Genomic DNA, 18660 nt, shown 5'->3' on the forward strand with positions numbered 1-18660 from the left:
TAGTAAAATAGATATTCATTAACTTTCGTTTAAATACTATCTCATTGCTTTGTATAAAGTTCTATATTCTGTTGCTTTGGCTTCCATTTCTAAAACCTCATATAAGTTCATTAATGTTTTAACAGTATCAACACTTCTTTTAATTGTATCTGCTTTTTCTAAAAATGGCAATGCCTCTTTATAAACTTCTTTTTGTTCTAATGCTAAAGCATCATACTTTTTAAAGTTGTTTAAATTTTTATTCATTTCATCGACAATTGCTTTATCTTTATTTAATACAACAACGGCTAAATTCATATAAGCATCTCCGTAATTAGGATTTAATTCAATTGCTTTTTTGTAATATTTTTTAGCATTATCAATCATACCTTCATTGAAGTTAACTACTCCTAAGTTATAGTATAATGTTGGGTTTTCAGGATCTAAAGCAATAGCTTCTTTCATTAACTCTCCAAATTTATCCATTTGCTTAAGCTTAATATACATATCAGCTTCGTTTAACAATAAATTTAAATCTTTTGGATTTTCTTTTCTTGCCTCTGCTAATGCCTGAATAGCTTCATCGGTTTTTCCTTGTTCTTTTAACAATAATGCTACGTTTTTAACAATAGTAGCCGATTTAGATGCTGTTGATTTATTTTCAGGTTTAATATATTGCTTAGACCTAACCATTAAATCTCTTTGCTTCTTACTTCCCAAGTTTTCAACTTTACCAGTTAATTTATTGGTAGCTAAATATTGATTTTCAATACCTGTATAACCAATTTTACGTAACTCTTTGTAATATTTAATCGCTGTATCATATTCGTTTGCTTGTGTTGCCGATATTGCTGCATTATAAGCAAACGAAGTATCTTTAGGACTTAATAAATACGTTAAATAAAAGTTTTCAGCAGCGTTTTTATAATCTTTTTTATTGTTATATAAATCAACTGCTTTCCCTGAAACCTCTTGAATCATGGTATTCAAAATAGGCTTTGCTTTTTCTGAATACTTGGTTTTACCCATTGCTAATAAACTATTTAATGCTGTTGCTGCATTTTGATAGTCTTTTGTCGCTGCTAATGCTTTTCCTTTTAAAAAGTAAAACTTAGAGGTGTATTTACTTTCCCCTTTATCCATTACTAATTTTTCAGCAGCATTTAAGGTAGTAATTGCTGTTTTATAATCTGATTTTTTTATAGCTTTCTCTGCGGTTTTTAACTCTGATTTTTGAGCTAATAACCCTAATGATACTAATCCTAAAGAAAGTGTTATTAATTGTTTTTTCATTGTCGTTCTTATTAATTGTTATTCTTGATCTTCGTTTGTATTATTTTCAATTTCCGTGCCAATTTCAGACTCAGACTCCTGAACTTCTTCTTCTTCACGCATTACTTTTGCAACTGCGGCAATGCTATCATTTTCTTTGATATTAATTAAACGAACTCCTTGTGTTGCACGTCCCATTACACGTAAATCTTCCACAGCCATACGAATAGTAAGCCCCGATTTATTAATAATCATTAAATCATTTGAATCATCTACATTTTTAATAGCTACTAATTCTCCTGTTTTTTCTGATATATTTAAGGTCTTTACTCCTTTTCCACCACGATTTGTTACACGATAATCTTCTAATTTCGAGCGTTTACCGTATCCTTTTTCAGAAACCACCAATATATTGCTTTCCATATCATTTACAGCAATCATTCCTATTACCTCATCGTTATCATGCTGTAAACTTATTCCACGAACTCCTGAGGCAGTTCTTCCCATTGGTCGGGTTTTAGCTTCTTCAAAACGAATCGATTTTCCTGATTTTAACGCAAGCATTACTTGGCTATCGCCCGTAGTTAATTTTGCTTCTAAAAGTTCATCGCCTTCTTTGATGGTTATTGCGTTAATTCCGTTGATTCTTGGACGAGAATATTGTTCTAAAGAAGTCTTTTTAACCTGACCTTTTTTAGTTGCCATAATTACGTAACGACTATTGATGTATTCTTCATCTTTTAAATCTTCGGTAACTAAAAATGCTTTTACTTTATCGTCAGATTCGATATTGATTAAATTTTGAAGTGCTCTACCTTTGGTATTTTTTCCTCCTTCGGGGATTTCATACACACGCATCCAGAACACTTTTCCTTTTTGAGTAAAGAACATCATGTATTGATGATTTGTTCCTACAAATAAGTGTTCTAAGAAATCTTCATTACGAGTCGTTGCTCCTTTTTGCCCACGTCCTCCTCTATTCTGAACTTTATATTCATCAAGATTTGTGCGTTTTACATATCCTGCATGCGAAATAGTAACGACTACTTTAGAGTTTGGTATCATATCTTCGATACGCATATCTCCACCTGCGTAATGAATTTCAGAACGACGCTCATCTCCATACTTATCTCTAACATGAATTAATTCATCGGTAATTATTTGATAACGTCTTGGTTCATTGGCTAAAATATCTTTTAAATCGGTTATTGTTAGCATAATTTCATCAAACTCACCACGCAACTTATCTTGCTCTAAACCTGTTAATTGACGCAAACGCATTTCAACAATTGCTTTTGCCTGAATTTCAGTTAATTCAAAACGCTCAATTAAGCGTTCACGAGCTTCATCACCATTTTTAGAACTACGAATAATTGAAATTACCTCATCAATATTATCTGAAGCAATAATTAATCCTTCTAAAATATGTGCTCTTGCTTGTGCTTTCTTTAATTCAAATTCTGTTCTACGAACAATTACTTCGTGTCTATGTTCAACAAAATAATGGATTAATTCTTTTAAGTTTAATTGCTCAGGGCGACCATTTACAAGTGCAATATTATTCACACTAAATGATGTTTGTAACTGAGTATATTTAAACAATTTATTTAAAACGATATTCGGAATTGCATCACGTTTTAAAACGTACACAATACGCATTCCGTTTCTGTCAGATTCATCACGAATATTAGCAATTCCTTCTAATTTTTTATCATTAACAAGTTCAGCAGTTTTTTTAATCATTTCTGCTTTGTTAACCTGATACGGAATTTCAGTAACAACGATACATTCTCTTGCTTTTACTTCTTCAAAAGAAGTTTTGGCACGCATTACAATACGCCCTCTACCCGTATGAAAAGCATCTTTAACACCTTCATACCCATAAATTGTTCCTCCTGTAGGAAAATCTGGTGCTTTGATGTGTTCCATTAACTCATCAATTTCAATATCTCTATTTTTGATATAAGCAATAGTACCGTTAACCACTTCAGTTAAATTATGTGGCGCCATATTTGTTGCCATACCTACTGCAATACCTGATGCTCCGTTTACTAATAAATTAGGAATACGAGTTGGTAAAACGGTTGGCTCTTGTAGAGTATCATCAAAATTTAAGCGATGATCAACAGTATCTTTTTCAATATCCGCTAACATATCTTCGGATATTTTTTGCATTCTTACCTCGGTATAACGCATTGCTGCTGGAGAATCTCCATCAACAGAACCGAAGTTTCCTTGCCCATCAACCATCATGTAACGTACACTCCAGTTTTGTGCCATACGAACCATTGAATCATATACAGATGTATCACCGTGTGGGTGATACTTACCTAGTACTTCCCCTACAATTCTTGCAGATTTTTTATATGAACCTGTTGCCTTAATACCTAGTTCGTGCATACCGAATAAAACTCTTCGATGAACTGGTTTTAATCCATCTCTTACATCTGGTAATGCTCTTGATACAATAACCGACATCGAATAATCGATATACGCTGATTTCATTTGCTCTTCAATGTTGATCGGAATCAACTTTTCGCCATCTGCCATATATATTTCTTTAAAATATTAGTTATCATTTTTATAAAGAAAATGAACTTTACACTTATAAAACTCATTTACAAAATACGCTAAAATCAGCTGTATTTCTTAAAACATTGCAAGATACTACAAAGCCTTCTTTTATACAAAAATTATACTTATTGTTTTAAGTATAGATATTAATGGTTTTTAAACATTAACAACGTATATTTAACACCAAAGAATCGCTAATAAATATACACTAAAAAGTAGTGGCATATTTTTTGTTATTTTTAAGAAAAAAACAGACTAACTATACAAATTAATTTTATGGAAGATAATTTTTCACCACAAGTTAGAGATGTAATTACTTTCAGTAAAGAAGAAGCCTTACGTTTAGGTCATGATTTTATTGGAACAGAACATTTACTACTAGGTTTAATTAGAAAAGGAAATGGTAAAGCTATCGAAATTTTAACTACTTTTGATGTAGATTTAGAATTGATGCGTAGTAAATTAGAAAAGCTAAATCCAACTACGTTATCAACAGAAAACCTAGAGAAAAAGAGTTTACACCTTACAAGACAAGCTGAAAAAGCTATAAAAACAACTTTTTTAGAAGCTAAACTATATCAAAGTAATTCAATAGATACAGCACATTTATTGTTATGTATTTTACGTAATGAAAATGACCCTGCTACAAAATTACTTCAAAAACAAGATGTAAGTTATGAAATTACAAAAGCCCTTTATAAAGAACTTCATATAGAAGATAGTTTTTCTGCACCAACTGCCGAAACACCTTCCGAAGATACTCCTTCTAACCAAAATCCTAATCCTTTTGGAAAACAAGGTTCTAAGTCAAAACAAGCAAAGGTATCTAAAACCCCTGTTTTAGATAATTTTGGTCGTGATTTAACTGCCTTTGCTGTTGCAGGAAAATTAGATCCTGTTGTTGGGCGTTTAAAAGAGATTGAACGAGTATCCCAAATTTTAAGTAGAAGAAAAAAGAATAATCCAATGTTAATTGGTGAACCTGGTGTTGGTAAATCAGCAATTGCAGAAGGGTTAGCCTTACGAATTGTAGAACGAAAAGTATCTAGAATTTTATTTGATAAAAGAGTTGTTTCTTTAGATTTGGCTAGCTTAGTTGCTGGTACAAAATACCGTGGACAGTTTGAAGAGCGCATGAAAGCGCTGATGAATGAATTAGAAAAAAATGATGACATCATTTTATTTATTGATGAAATTCACACCATTGTTGGTGCAGGAGGCGCTACTGGTTCTTTAGATGCTTCAAATATGTTAAAACCTGCCTTAGCACGTGGCGAAATTCAATGTATTGGAGCTACAACTTTAGATGAATACAGAACAAATATTGAAAAAGATGGCGCCTTAGAACGTCGTTTTCAAAAAATAATTGTTGAGCCTACAACAGTTGAAGAAACTATCCAAATTTTACACAATATTAAAGGTAAATACGAAACTCATCATCAAGTGTCATTTACCGATGAAGCTATCGAATCTTGTGTAAAATTAACCAATCGCTATATGACCGATCGTTTTTTACCTGACAAAGCTATTGATGCTTTAGATGAAGCTGGTTCTAGAATTCATATAACAAATATTGTTGTACCTCAACAAATTTTAGAACTAGAAGCTAAACTTGAAGAAATTCGAAAACATAAAACAACCGCAGTAAACGGACAAAAATACGAAGAAGCAGCAAAACTTCGTGATGATGAAAAAAACATTGAAACAGCTTTAGTATCTGCTGAAAATCAATGGGAAGAAGACTCTAAACTAAACCGTGAAATTGTTACTGAAGACAATGTTGCTGAGGTAGTTTCTATGATGACAGGAATTCCTGTAAACAGAGTTGCCGAAGCTGAAAGTCATCGTTTATCCGATTTACCAAACATGATTAAAGGTAAAGTTATTGGTCAAGATGAAGCAGTTACCAAAGTAGTAAAAGCAATTCAACGTAATCGTGTTGGTTTAAAAGACCCTAATAAACCTATTGGTTCATTTATTTTCTTAGGTTCTACAGGAGTCGGAAAAACACAACTAGCCAAAGTATTAGCGCGTGAATTATTTGATTCTGCCGATTCTTTAATTAGAATTGATATGAGTGAATACATGGAGAAATTTGCTATTTCTCGTTTAATAGGAGCACCTCCTGGATATGTAGGTTACGAAGAAGGGGGGCAATTAACTGAAAAAGTTCGTAGAAAACCCTATTCTGTAATTCTTTTAGATGAAATTGAAAAAGCACATCCTGATGTTTTTAACATGCTTTTACAGGTTTTAGATGACGGACATATTACCGATAGTTTAGGTCGTAAAATTGATTTTAGAAATACTATTATCATTATGACATCTAATATTGGTGCTCGTAAAGTAAAAGAATTTGGTAGCGGTGTTGGTTTTGGTACAGCATCTAAAAAAGACCAAGAAGATGCCCACGTAAAAAGCATTATTGAAGGAGCTTTAAAAAAATCGTTTGCTCCTGAATTTTTAAACAGAATTGATGATGTAATTATTTTTAACGCCCTAGAACGTGAAGATATTCATAAAATTATTGATATCGAATTAGAAAAATTATTAGCTCGTATTGCCGATTTAGGTTATAAATTAGTTTTAAGTGAAAAAGCAAAAGATTATATTGCTGATAAAGGTTTTGATAAAAAATACGGTGCACGTCCTTTAAAAAGAGCTATTCAGAAATACATTGAAGACGCTTTAGCAGAAGAAATTGTAAATTCTAAACTAGACGAAGGCGATACTATTTCGATGGATTTAGATGATGAAACTAATAAACTAATTATCTCTATTGATAAAGGCAAAAAACCTACAGAGTCGCGTACAGAAATATCTGAATAATAACAATTAAAATAAAAACTCCTAAGTATTTACTTGGGAGTTTTATTTTTTAAAACTATATTGAAGCCAATTTTATTTTTTCTTTGTATCTTTTGGTAAAATACTAAAAAAAAGTAACTTTGAAGCTTTAAAAACCCCAATTCATATAAACAGTAAACGATGAAAAAAATACTACTTTTAGCACTAATAGGAGTTAGCATTATTTCTTGTAAAGAAGAAAAACCTAAACCAGTAAAAGATTATCTTATTTTATCTGGAAAAATTGAAAATTTCAAAAAAAGAGAAATTACTTTAACAGGGTTTAACTTTGAACAAAAGATAAAAGTTAATAAAAAAACAGGAGCTTTTTCTGATACTGTAAGAATTGATAGAGATAACTACTATACACTTATACTTAAAGCTAAAAGAGCTAGTTTAAATTTATACCTTAACGACACTGTAGATGCAAATATAATTGCTGATTACAAAAATATTAACGATGTTAAATTTAAAGGAACAACAGCTAATATTAATAAATATTTAGCCGAAAAAAAGGTCAAATTTTCTGAAATTTTAGTAAACGCAAACCAGCTATTCTCCTTAGAAGAAACTGATTTCTTAAATAAAATGGATCAATATAAAGAAGCTCTAATTACACTTTCAATAGCAAATAATTTACCAACTAAATTTCTAAAAAAAGAAGTTAAGAATATTAATTATGAATATTTAAGAAATCTAAGTAATTATCAAAGTTATTATGGAATGTTATCTGAAAATGAAGAGTTTGTAGTTTCTCCTAATTTTCCCGATCCTCTTAAAAATTTTAACTACAGTAGCGATGAAGACTATCTTAGCTCTTATTCATATCGTAAAATGTTAGAAACTCAGTTAAAACTTTTAGCAAAAGAAAAAAATGAAGAAGGTAAATGTTATTATTTAACATATTTAAAAACCACACAAAAAGAAGTTAATAGTGCTGTTGCTAAAAATGATTTATTATATAAAAATGCCAAAAATGGAATTACTTTTACACCTCATTTAAAAGAATTTCATGATAAATTTATGTTGTACTCAACAAATGAAAAACATAAAAAAGAAATTTCTGATACTTATAATATATTAAAAGCGACTGCTAAAGGACAACCTGCTCCTAAATTTGTGAATTTTGAAAATTATAAAGGAGGAACAACTTCTTTAGATGATTTATTAAATAAAGGAAACTATTTATACATTGATGTTTGGGCTACTTGGTGTGCATATTGTAAAAGAGAAATTCCTTTATTAAAGAATTTAGAAGAAGAATATCACGGAAAAAAATTAACGTTTGTAAGTATTAGTGTTGATGATAAAAAACAACATGAAAAATGGAAGCAAACAATAATTGACAGAGAAATGACAGGTATTCAACTGTTTAGTGGTAAAAAACAAAACGAACTAGAATGGGCTCAAAAATTCTTAATTAAAGGGTTACCTAAGTTTATAATCATTGCACCTGATGGAACAATTGTAAGTCCAAATGCACCTGCACCTTCTCAAGGAGAAAAATTAACAAGTATATTTGATGAATTAGGAATATAGTCTAGTGTTTCAAAAACTCAAAAAAAACCGCAATTAGTTGCGGTTTTTTTTGATTAAAATTACAATATATATAATTAAATAACTTTTGATTTTACTTTTAAACTCCATTCAAATTCAAATTTTGACACCGAAATACCTTCATTATTAACCCCCTCTGAAGTTACTAAAACTGTTTGTCCTTCGCCTGTTTCAATCGATTTTTGAATCCCTTGTTTTATTAATAATCCATCATTACATGAAAACTGTATTTTTCCAGTTGCTTTTTTGGTAAAAGTTGCATTCATGTTAGTAACCAACATAGATACTTTTTCATTTGATGCCTCAATAGCTTGTATAACCAAAATACCTGTAGATAATTCTGCCGCCATTCCTTGAACTGCCCAAAACATACTGTTAAATGGATTCTGATTTATCCAACGATGTTTTACTACTACTGTTGATTTTTCTTCAAAAATCGACTTTACTCTAATTCCACAAATATATGCCGATGGTAATTTTAATAACGTAAATAGATTTATTTTTCTGGGTGTAAACTTCATTTTTTATGTTTTATATTTTTACTTATTTTTATTGTCTAAATCGTTTTCTTAAAGCCAAAATAAAAAATATTAAAAGAATCGATGAACTTATTTTTTGAAAATAATTCCATTTTAAATGTTGTGAGTTTTTATCCGATTTAAAAAAAGGAAAACTAGCGTCTATGGCTTCTTTCCAAGGTTTAAAATTACATTCACAATATTCTTGGAAAAAACAATAATCTGAATAGACCAACAAAAAAACAGTAAATAATAGTGAAAGCCATAAGAACGGTAGAATGTAATTTTGTGTATAACCTCCAAAAACTTTGTAAAAAATAAATAAAAACCAATTTATTAATCCTATAAATGCTTTTATCGGATGAAAACTCTTAATATTTATCAAAAATTCATTTTGATAAATTTTTCTACGCATTTCCATTTCACTAACGTAAGCTTTTCCTGATAACTCCCAATTTTTTGAGTTATCAAAATTTACCTTAAGTTGACGATATAAATCTTCTAGTTCTTTATAATTTGAATCATCTTCAAAACCGAGTCCTTTTTCATAATTTAAAATAATTCTACTACTATTTTCATTCCATATACAGTTTTTAAATTTTACCTCTGTAATATCTGATTGACCAAAAATTGCATTTTTTAAATTTACGCCTCTAAAAATAGTTTTATTCGTAAAATTAATACCCCAAAAACTACACTTTTCTAAAAAATTCGTACTAATGAAAGAAATATTTTCTAAGAAAAATGTAAATTGAAAATTAGTTGGAGCTAAAAATTTAGTTTTATTAAATTCAGCTTCTCCAGAAAATGTAACCTCACAAATATCAGTCTCACTTAAAAATTTAGAATAACTAAAAATACTTTTTCCTGAAAATTTAGAAAAAGAAAAATTAGCCTCCTTTGAAAATTTTGCTTCTTTAAAATTAGCCTTTTCAAAAAAGACAGCATTAAAACCTACTTTTTTTTTAAATAAAGTTCCACTAAAATCAGCTTCTCCTAAAAATTTAGTAGATGAAAACTCTACATCTTCTGAAAATTCTTTTGATTCTCCTCTATTCCAAAAATTTTTAGTAAATCTTGATGTACCATCTTTATTTTCTTTATAATCTGACTTTTCAAAATCAGGAAAAACAAATTTACTAAAATCAAATTTTTTATTTTCAATGCCAAATTTCATCGCATGTTCACGTATCAACATCCAAAATCTTGCAACTTTTGTTTTATCCCAAATCTTTTCTTTTCTGCCATTAATATCTTTTTCTTCATACCAATCATCTTTTGGTTGAGTAAAATAATTGTCTAAAAGAAATTGATATTGTTCAGCTCCAACATCTTCATATTTTGTTGTTAAAAAATATTTTAACATTTTTTCAGATAACATTCGCTATTTTATTTTTTTATCAATTTACAAATAATATTCGAACTGAATACCTTTTAAAGTGAACGAGACCAACAACTTCAGCTATTTTATACAGCTTCTATAAAAAATATTCATATAAGCTTTAAATGTTAATAAAACGTTAAATATAGTACTATGTAATACAAAGTACCTTTTAAAAGACATATATTTGTATTATCAAGTAGTATATAAAAATATAGCCATGCAAAACAACAACGAAAATACCAATGCATTTTTAATACACATTTGCGCATTTATAGGATATTTATTTCCTTTAGGAAGCATTATAACACCTTTAATATTGTGGCAAACTTTAAAAGATAGAAGTTTATTTTTAGATAAACATGGAAAAGAAGCTGTAAACTTTAATATCAGTTTTGGCTTGTATATTATAATTACAATCACACTGTTTTGCTTTCTTTTATTCGGTTTTTTATTCGGAGGTTTTTTTTACAATTATAATCAACCAACCTTTGATTTTGAAACTGATTTTATTTTTCAAAATAGTAGTACAATTATCGGTTTAGTTATTACAAGTATATTCTTTTGTTTGATTTCGATAAGTAAAATAGCGTTGATTATTATCGCTTCAATAAAAGCAAATAAAGGAGAAGAATACCACTACCCTTTTACAATTAATTTTATAAAATAACCTTATAAATCGCGGTATATGAAGATTGAAAATACAAAAGCACAAATGCGAAAAGGGGTTTTAGAATATTGCATTTTATCGATTTTACAAAATGGTGATGCTTATACCTCTGAAATACTATCAACATTAAAAAGTGCAGAAATGATTGTCGTTGAAGGAACAATTTATCCACTATTAACTCGCTTAAAAAATGCAGGTTTATTAAGCTACAGATGGGAAGAATCAACCTCTGGACCTCCAAGAAAATATTATGTTTTAACAGAAAATGGAGACTTATTTTTAAAAGAATTAAACAACACTTGGAGTAATTTAGTCAACGCAGTAAACCTAGTAACTACTAAAAAATCAACTAATAATGAATAAGACAATAAACATAAACTTAGGCGGGTTCTTCTTCCATATAGATGAAATTGCTTATCAGAAATTAAAACGTTATTTAGAAGCAATTGGGCGTTCTTTAAGCGATGACCCACAAGGAAAAGAGGAAATAATTTCAGATATTGAAGCGCGTATTAGTGAGCTTTTATCTGAAAAAATAACAGATGTACGTCAGGTTATTAATGAAAATGATATTGAAGAAATCATTACAATTATGGGACAACCTGAAGATTATTCCGACACACAAGACGATTATACCGATAATTATTCACCTAATTATAAAACAAAAAAAGGAACCGTTAAAAAATTATTTAGAGATGGTGATGACAAATTTTTAGGTGGAGTTTGTTCAGGTATTGCTCATTATTTTAATATTGATGTTATTTGGATTAGAATTACTTTTATCATTTTAGTTGCCTCTGGGTTTTCGCCTTTAGCCTATATTATTTTATGGGTTTTATTACCAGAAGCAAAAACAACTTCTGAAAAATTACAGATGCAAGGCGAACCAGTAAACATTGATAATATTGAAAAAAAAATTAGAGACGAATTTGAATCTTTATCTGAAAAATTAAAAGACGGAGCTAATGATATTACCGATAAAATTTCAAGTGCCGATTATGAAAAAATACGCTCACAAACAAACTCAAAATTACAAGATTTCATAGGTATTATAGGCGAAATTTTACGTACATTATTTAAAATATTTGGTAAATTTATAGGCGTATTTTTAATTTTCATTGCTGGTATTACTATTCTTTCGTTATTATTTGGAGCATTTTCAATCGGTAGTTTTGAAATTTTAAATGTTGACAATAACTTTGTACAATATCCTCCATTTTTTTATGATGCTATGCTACCTAAATGGTTATTGACTATTTCATTATTTTTATTAATTGGAATTCCAATGATGGTATTATTTATCTTAGGATTAAGAATACTTTCTCCTTCAATTAAAAAATTAAACACAACAACTGTTTTTACATTACTAGGAGTTTGGTTAATTTCATTGTTTACTATTAGTTTTTCAGGTATCGAATATGCTACGACTCATGCTTATAACGGTGTTAATGTGAGTAAACATAATATTACTTATACTAAAGAACAACCTTTAAAAATTCGAGTTGTTAATAATGATAATATTTATTATAATCACAATTTAAGCAATAGAAATAACGCTGAAGACGTAGTTATTAATGATGTTAAAATGAAATATTCTAACGATGTAAATATCGATGTTCGTAAAAGTGAAACAGGTAATGCTTATATCGAAATTAAAAGAACATCCGAAGGAAAAAAACGAAATAAAGCAAATGATAACGCCAAAGAAATTAACTACAATTTTAACATAACAAACAATACAATTATTTTTGATGCCTTCTTTTTAAGTGCCTATAAAAATATTTGGAAAGACGAAGAAATTAAAGCAACTGTTTATATTGCTGAAGGTACAACTATTTATTTTGAAAATTCTTCTCGTAAATTTATTGATGATATTAAAAATACTCAAGATATTTATGACCGTGATATGGCAAATCATCATTTTAAAATGACCTCAAAAGGTTTTGAATGTACAGATTGTAAATCTCCTAATAACTATAATAATGATAATAATAATTACGATAATGATAATGATGATAGCCTTCATTCTAACTCAGATTTATAGAATAACTCTATAACCAATATTTTTTTTACTAAGCCAAAGCAATAATGCTTTGGCTTTTTTAGCTCTAAAATTTTATATTTACATAAAAAATGAAACTCCCAAAAAAAGGCGCTCTTTCTTTAATTATAGCAACTATTGGAATGCTATTGTTAATAATTGGTATTAAAACCGAATTTTTAACACATACCGCTTGGCACATAGCACTTGCAGGTTTTGAAGCGGCTGTTGTTGGTGGCTGTGCCGATTGGTTTGCTGTAAAAGCATTATTTGCCGAAATCCCAATACCTTTTATAAAAAAACATACTAATATTATTGTAAAATCAAGAACTAAAATTTCTAACGGAATTGTTGATTTAGTTTCTAATGAATGGTTATCAAAAGAAAGTTTATCTGAAAAAATAAATTCAGTTGCTATTGCTGATAAAATATTAGATACTTTAAAAGATGATAAAAATGTTTCAAAAATCATTCATTTTTTACAAGATATACTTTTAAATATCTCAAAAAACACCAACTTTTCAGAACTTGCTCCTTATTTAGAAAAAATATTTAAAAAAGAATTAGACACTATTGAAATTGGAAAACCTTTGGGGGTTTGGCTACAAAAAGCACTAAAAAATAAAGAACATTCAAAATTATGGACAGTTGCTTTATCTAGTATTTCTAAAACTATTAATAATAATGAAACACGTGAAATGCTACTTAAAAATGTAACTAAACAATCTGAAAATATCAAAAAAGAAAGCACTTTTAAACTTTTAGCTGTAAATACAGCTCAAAAATTAGGCGGATTAAATAATGAATCTATAACTGATAAATTGATAAAATCAATAAATGATTTATTAACAGAAATAACTAAAGATAAACAACATCCGTTACGTAAAAAGTTAGATAATGAATTACTTCATTTTGCTAAAAAATTAGAAATTGGAAATCCAAATGCACTTGCTTCAATTAAAAATATACAAAAAAAATTAATCAGTAATATTGAATCAAAAAGTATTGTTGCTAAATTATTAAATTCAGCACAAAATAAATTTAAAAAAGATTTAAACAACAATGAAAGCGTTCTTATTGAATTTATCAAGAAAAAATCAATTCAAATTATAAGCGATATTTCTAATAATTCAGAAATTATTGAAAAAGCAAATCAAAATTTAAAATCAGGACTTATTTCGATAATTCATAAAAATCATCATTTAATAGCAAACACAGTTTCTGATAGTTTAGAAAAATTAAATAACGAAGATTTGGTTAAACAAATTGAAAATAAAGTTGGTGATGATTTACAATATATTCGACTTAATGGTGCAATTGTTGGAGGTGTCGTTGGAATGATATTATATATCATAAAAACAACTGTTTTAAGCCTGTAATTTTCACAACAAAACAAATTACTTATTTTTGCTTAATGAAACAACTATTTTATTTATTAGTATTTTGTTCTTTTATTGCTAACGCACAAAAAAAAACACTTATAAAAGAACAGCAAAAACTTCCTGAAAATTTTTCGTATTTAAAAGATATTGCTCCTACTATTCAAAAAGAACTTCGATATTGTGCTGATAATAATTTTTTAGGAGCATCTGTAAATGGTTATGATGAAAGCATTGTTATTTGCACCACAAAAACAGCAATAGCTTTAAAAAAAGTACAAGCAGAGTTATTAAAAAAAGAATTAAGTCTTAAAATATTTGATGCTTATCGTCCGCAAACTGCCGTAAATCATTTTGTAAAATGGGCACGTGTTATGAACGATACTTTAATGAAAGAAGAATATTATCCGAATATCAATAAAAGGCATTTGTTTAAAAAAGGATATATTTCTTCAAAATCGGGTCATTCTCGTGGTAGTACAGTCGATTTAACAATTATCGATTTAAAAACTGGAAACGAATTAGATATGGGAAGTCCTTTTGATTTCTTCGGAATTTCTTCGCATATTTCTTATCAAAAATTAACAAAAAAACAAAAACAAAATAGGCAGTTATTACAAACTGTAATGCGCAAATATAATTTTAGACCCTACTCTAAAGAATGGTGGCATTTTACTTTAAGATTTGAACCTTTTCCTAAAACTTATTTTAGTTTCCCTGTTAAATAATGGATATTATTAAAAAGTAAAGAACTATTTTAATTTTAAATTAATTACAAAAAAAAGTAAAAATGCCTAGCCCCGATTGTAGCAATTGTTTGAGCTCTTTTTTATTTTTTTCTTTTGAAAAATAAAAAAAGCGAGTGCGAAAAGCGGGAAATTGCTTCAAATAAATATGTTTTAACGATTTATTCAGAAATACAAAAAACAACGGCATTATATTTGTTCAGATTTCTTTTGATATGATAAAACAAACAATACACTTTTTTATAGTAGTTTTTGCAGTAAGTATAAGCTCAAATAGTTTTGCACAACTTGATGCTTCTTTTGGAAACACAAAAAATAACTCAGGCTCGTTTAATAGTATTCCTAATGCTACTAAAGAAGTTCAAAAACCAACATCTTTAGATTTTAAAAATAATAACGGTTTTAAAAACGCACACAGCAAACAACAACGAAAGTATAAAAAAAAACAAGCCGAAAAAGATTTTGAAAGCAAAGGGATTTTAACAAAAGCTAAAATTGCGGAAGAACAATATTTAAAAGCTTTTAAAAAAATAAACGGACGATATGTATACCCTATTATTGATCAAGATTTAGGGAGTTTTACCACTAAAGATAAAAGTATTACGATTATTTGTAGAGATTTTCAATATCCTGATGGCGATAAAGTTACTATTTTAGTAAACAATATTCCTGTGGTTACAAACTTAATTCTAAAAAAACGTTATCAATCTTTTAAAATATCTTTAAGTCAAGGCATTAACACCATAAATATTTTAGCCCTAAACCAAGGAACTTCAGGACCAAATACCGCCGGGTTTAAAATTTATAATAAAACAGGAACACTACTTTCTGCCAACCAATGGAACTTGGCTACAGGAGCAAAAGCAACTATTATTATTGCCAAAGAAAAACAATAATTTAAGTCCTTTTAATAATAAAAAAAACTGTGTGTAAATTTTAACAAGAACTTTTTTAAAATTACTAAAAACTACTTACTTTTGTAGATGCGTTTTAAGACATACGCAACAAACAAACTTTTAAATAAACAACTAATATATAATGAATAAAATCACTAAAGAAACCTATATCAACTGGTATAGAGACATGCTTTTCTGGAGAAAGTTTGAAGATAAGTTAGCCGCTGTTTACATTCAACAGAAAGTAAGAGGGTTTTTACACTTATATAACGGTCAAGAGGCTGTTTTAGCAGGTGCATTACACGCAATGGACTTATCTAAAGATAAAATGATTACCGCTTACCGTAACCACGTACAACCTATCGGTATGGGCGAAGACCCTAAACGTGTAATGGCAGAATTATATGGTAAAGCTACTGGTACCTCTAAAGGTATGGGGGGATCTATGCACATTTTTTCAAAAGAACACCGTTTTTATGGTGGACACGGAATTGTTGGTGGTCAAATTCCATTAGGAGCAGGGTTAGCTTTTGGTGATAAATATAAAGGAAATGATGCCGTAACATTATGTTGTTTTGGTGATGGTGCTGCTCGTCAGGGTTCATTACACGAAACTTTTAATATGGCTATGAACTGGAAATTACCAGTAGTATTTATTGTTGAAAACAATGGATACGCTATGGGAACTTCTGTTGAAAGAACTGCAAATCATACCGATGTTTGGAAACTTGGTTTAGGATACGAAATGCCTTGTGGACCTGTTGACGGAATGAATCCTATTAAAGTTGCCGAAGCGGTAGATGAAGCTATTCAAAGAGCTCGTCGTGGTGAAGGACCAACTTTCTTAGAGATGAAAACATACCGTTATAGAGGTCACTCAATGTCGGATGCTCAACATTATCGTACCAAAGATGAAGTTGCTGAATACCGTAAAATTGACCCTATTACCCAAGTATTAGATATCATTAAAGAAAATAAATATGCTTCTGATGATGAAATTGAAGCTATCAAAAAAGAAGTAAAAGAATCGGTAAGTGAATGTGAAAAATTTGCTGAAGATTCTCCATATCCTGAAGTAAGTCAATTACATGATATGGTATATGAACAAGAAGATTATCCATTTATAAAATCAAAATAAACCATGGCTACAATTATAAACATGCCTCGCTTAAGCGACACAATGGAAGAAGGAGTTGTTGCTTCTTGGTTAAAAAATGTAGGCGACAGAATTGAAGAAGGAGATATTTTAGCTGAAATTGAAACAGACAAAGCTACCATGGAATTTGAATCTTTTCACGAAGGTGTTTTATTACACATCGGGGTTCAGGAAGGTGAATCGGCTCCTGTTGATACTTTATTAGCTATTATCGGTGAACAAGGCGAAGATATTACTGCTTTATTAAACGGCGGTGCTGCTGCTCCTCAAATTGAAGAAGCTCCTAAAGCTGAAACAACTTCTAACGAAGAAGTGGCTGTAAAAAGTGAAGTAGTAGCAATGCCAGCAGGCGCTATTGTAATTAACATGCCACGTTTAAGTGATACCATGGAAGAAGGAACTGTTGCTTCTTGGTTAAAAAATGTAGGTGATAAAGTTGAAGAGGGTGATATTTTAGCTGAAATTGAAACAGATAAAGCTACAATGGAATTCGAATCTTTTAACGAAGGTGTTTTATTACACATTGGTGTACAAGAAGGAGAAGCTGCTCCTGTTGATACTTTACTTGCCATTATTGGTAAAGAAGGTACAGATGTTGCTACCGTACTTGATGCATTAAATTCAGGAAATACAGTTTCTACTGATACAAAATCAGAAGAAAAAATAGCTACTAAAAAAGAAGAAACTCCTAAAGAAGAAGTTAAAATAGCTACTACTGAAACAGTAACTACAATAACTTCTACTGGAAGAATATTTGCTTCTCCATTAGCTAAAAAAATAGCAAAAGATAAAGGAATTAAATTAACAGCAATTAAAGGTTCTGGTGAAAACGGACGTATTGTTAAAAAGGATGTAGAAAACTATACTCCTGCTGCTGCAAAAGTTGAAGCGCCTGTAGCTGTTAAAACAGAAGCTATTGCTAATTTTGCAATCGCTGGTGAAGAAAACACATCAGAAGTTAAAAATTCTCAAATGCGTAAGGCAATTGCGAAAGCTTTAAAAAATTCTAAATTTGATGCGCCTCACTTCTACTTAAATATTGAAGTAGATATGGACAACGCAATGGCTTCTCGTAAAATAATTAATGCCGTTCCTGATACAAAAGTATCATTTAACGACATGGTTGTAAAAGCCTGTGCGATGGCATTAAAAAAACATCCAAACGTAAATACTAGCTGGACTGATAATACGACATTATTCCACAGTCATATTCATATTGGTGTTGCCGTGGCTGTTGATGAAGGTTTAGTAGTGCCTGTTGTAAAACATACAGATGCTTTAAGTTTAACTCAAATTGGTGCTTCGGTACGTGATTTAGCTGGTAAAGCTAGAAACAAGAAAATTGCTCCTGCTGAAATGCAAGGAAGTACTTTTACAGTTTCTAACTTAGGAATGTTTGGTATTGAAAGTTTTACTTCTATTATCAATCAGCCGAATTCTGCTATTTTATCTGTTGGTGCAATTGTACAAAAACCAGTTGTTAAAGACGGTCAAATTGTTGTTGGAAATACGATGAAATTAACTTTAGCCTGCGACCACAGAACGGTTGATGGTGCAGTTGGTGCTCAGTTCTTACAAACATTAAAAACTTTTGTTGAAAACCCTGTTACTATGTTAGCATAAGTTTTTAACTTACATATTTTA

Annotated in this window: 14 protein-coding genes; 10 read left to right on the plus strand and 4 right to left on the minus strand. The window is 29.6% G+C overall.

What is annotated here, in order from left to right; genetic code table 11:
• Window positions 1–36 precede the first annotated feature (36 nt).
• Together ABNT14_RS09645 and gyrA are read right to left on the minus strand one after the other, a co-directional pair.
• Window positions 37–1272: a tetratricopeptide repeat protein gene (locus tag ABNT14_RS09645; RefSeq protein ID WP_101903012.1), complete on the minus strand. Its 1236-nt coding sequence runs from the start codon at window positions 1270–1272 to the stop codon at window positions 37–39.
• 18 nt (window positions 1273–1290) lie between these two features.
• Window positions 1291–3801, minus strand: coding sequence for a DNA gyrase subunit A (gene gyrA, locus ABNT14_RS09650; RefSeq protein ID WP_101903013.1), 2511 nt, complete (start codon window positions 3799–3801; stop codon window positions 1291–1293).
• A gap of 300 nt (window positions 3802–4101) precedes the next feature.
• On the opposite strand from gyrA, the gene ABNT14_RS09655 reads away from it, so the two are divergent.
• Complete coding sequence (locus ABNT14_RS09655) at window positions 4102–6654, plus strand: ATP-dependent Clp protease ATP-binding subunit (protein WP_101903014.1); 2553 nt, start codon at window positions 4102–4104, stop codon at window positions 6652–6654.
• Window positions 6655–6813: 159 nt separating this feature from the next.
• A complete protein-coding gene (locus ABNT14_RS09660) occupies window positions 6814–8211 on the plus strand; it encodes a TlpA family protein disulfide reductase (protein WP_101903015.1) in 1398 nt (465 codons plus the stop codon).
• 74 nt (window positions 8212–8285) lie between these two features.
• Here ABNT14_RS09660 and ABNT14_RS09665 read toward each other — a convergent pair whose 3' ends face one another.
• Together ABNT14_RS09665 and ABNT14_RS09670 are read right to left on the minus strand one after the other, a co-directional pair.
• Window positions 8286–8750, minus strand: a complete 465-nt coding sequence (locus tag ABNT14_RS09665; RefSeq protein ID WP_101903016.1) for a DUF4442 domain-containing protein — start codon at window positions 8748–8750, stop codon at window positions 8286–8288.
• 28 nt (window positions 8751–8778) lie between these two features.
• Complete coding sequence (locus tag ABNT14_RS09670) at window positions 8779–10128, minus strand: pentapeptide repeat-containing protein (RefSeq protein ID WP_101903017.1); 1350 nt, start codon at window positions 10126–10128, stop codon at window positions 8779–8781.
• A 220-nt stretch (window positions 10129–10348) separates the two neighbouring features.
• On the opposite strand from ABNT14_RS09670, the gene ABNT14_RS09675 reads away from it, so the two are divergent.
• The 8 genes from ABNT14_RS09675 (at window position 10349) to ABNT14_RS09710 (ending at window position 18639) form a co-directional block, all read left to right on the plus strand.
• A complete protein-coding gene (locus tag ABNT14_RS09675) occupies window positions 10349–10798 on the plus strand; it encodes a DUF4870 domain-containing protein (protein ID WP_101903018.1) in 450 nt (149 codons plus the stop codon).
• A gap of 18 nt (window positions 10799–10816) precedes the next feature.
• The gene (locus tag ABNT14_RS09680; RefSeq protein ID WP_101903019.1) at window positions 10817–11161 is read left to right on the plus strand and encodes a PadR family transcriptional regulator; all 345 of its coding nucleotides are present in this window, start codon (window positions 10817–10819) and stop codon (window positions 11159–11161) included.
• A complete protein-coding gene (locus tag ABNT14_RS09685; protein WP_101903020.1) occupies window positions 11154–12842 on the plus strand; it encodes a PspC domain-containing protein in 1689 nt (562 codons plus the stop codon). Before ABNT14_RS09680 ends, ABNT14_RS09685 begins: the two co-directional genes overlap by 8 nt.
• Before the next feature lie 89 nt (window positions 12843–12931).
• Window positions 12932–14218 (plus strand): DUF445 domain-containing protein, encoded by a 1287-nt coding sequence (locus ABNT14_RS09690; RefSeq protein WP_101903021.1) that lies wholly within the window; start codon window positions 12932–12934, stop codon window positions 14216–14218.
• A gap of 35 nt (window positions 14219–14253) precedes the next feature.
• Complete coding sequence (locus ABNT14_RS09695) at window positions 14254–14946, plus strand: M15 family metallopeptidase (protein ID WP_101903022.1); 693 nt, start codon at window positions 14254–14256, stop codon at window positions 14944–14946.
• A gap of 233 nt (window positions 14947–15179) precedes the next feature.
• Complete coding sequence (locus ABNT14_RS09700; protein ID WP_101903023.1) at window positions 15180–15860, plus strand: hypothetical protein; 681 nt, start codon at window positions 15180–15182, stop codon at window positions 15858–15860.
• Between the two features lie 142 nt (window positions 15861–16002).
• Window positions 16003–16998: a pyruvate dehydrogenase (acetyl-transferring) E1 component subunit alpha gene (pdhA, locus tag ABNT14_RS09705; protein WP_101903024.1), complete on the plus strand. Its 996-nt coding sequence runs from the start codon at window positions 16003–16005 to the stop codon at window positions 16996–16998.
• Window positions 16999–17001: 3 nt separating this feature from the next.
• Window positions 17002–18639, plus strand: coding sequence for a pyruvate dehydrogenase complex dihydrolipoamide acetyltransferase (locus tag ABNT14_RS09710; RefSeq protein WP_101903025.1), 1638 nt, complete (start codon window positions 17002–17004; stop codon window positions 18637–18639).
• Window positions 18640–18660 lie beyond the last annotated feature (21 nt).

The sequence above is a fragment of the Tenacibaculum dicentrarchi genome, assembly GCF_964036635.1.
Classification (GTDB): domain Bacteria; phylum Bacteroidota; class Bacteroidia; order Flavobacteriales; family Flavobacteriaceae; genus Polaribacter; species Polaribacter dicentrarchi.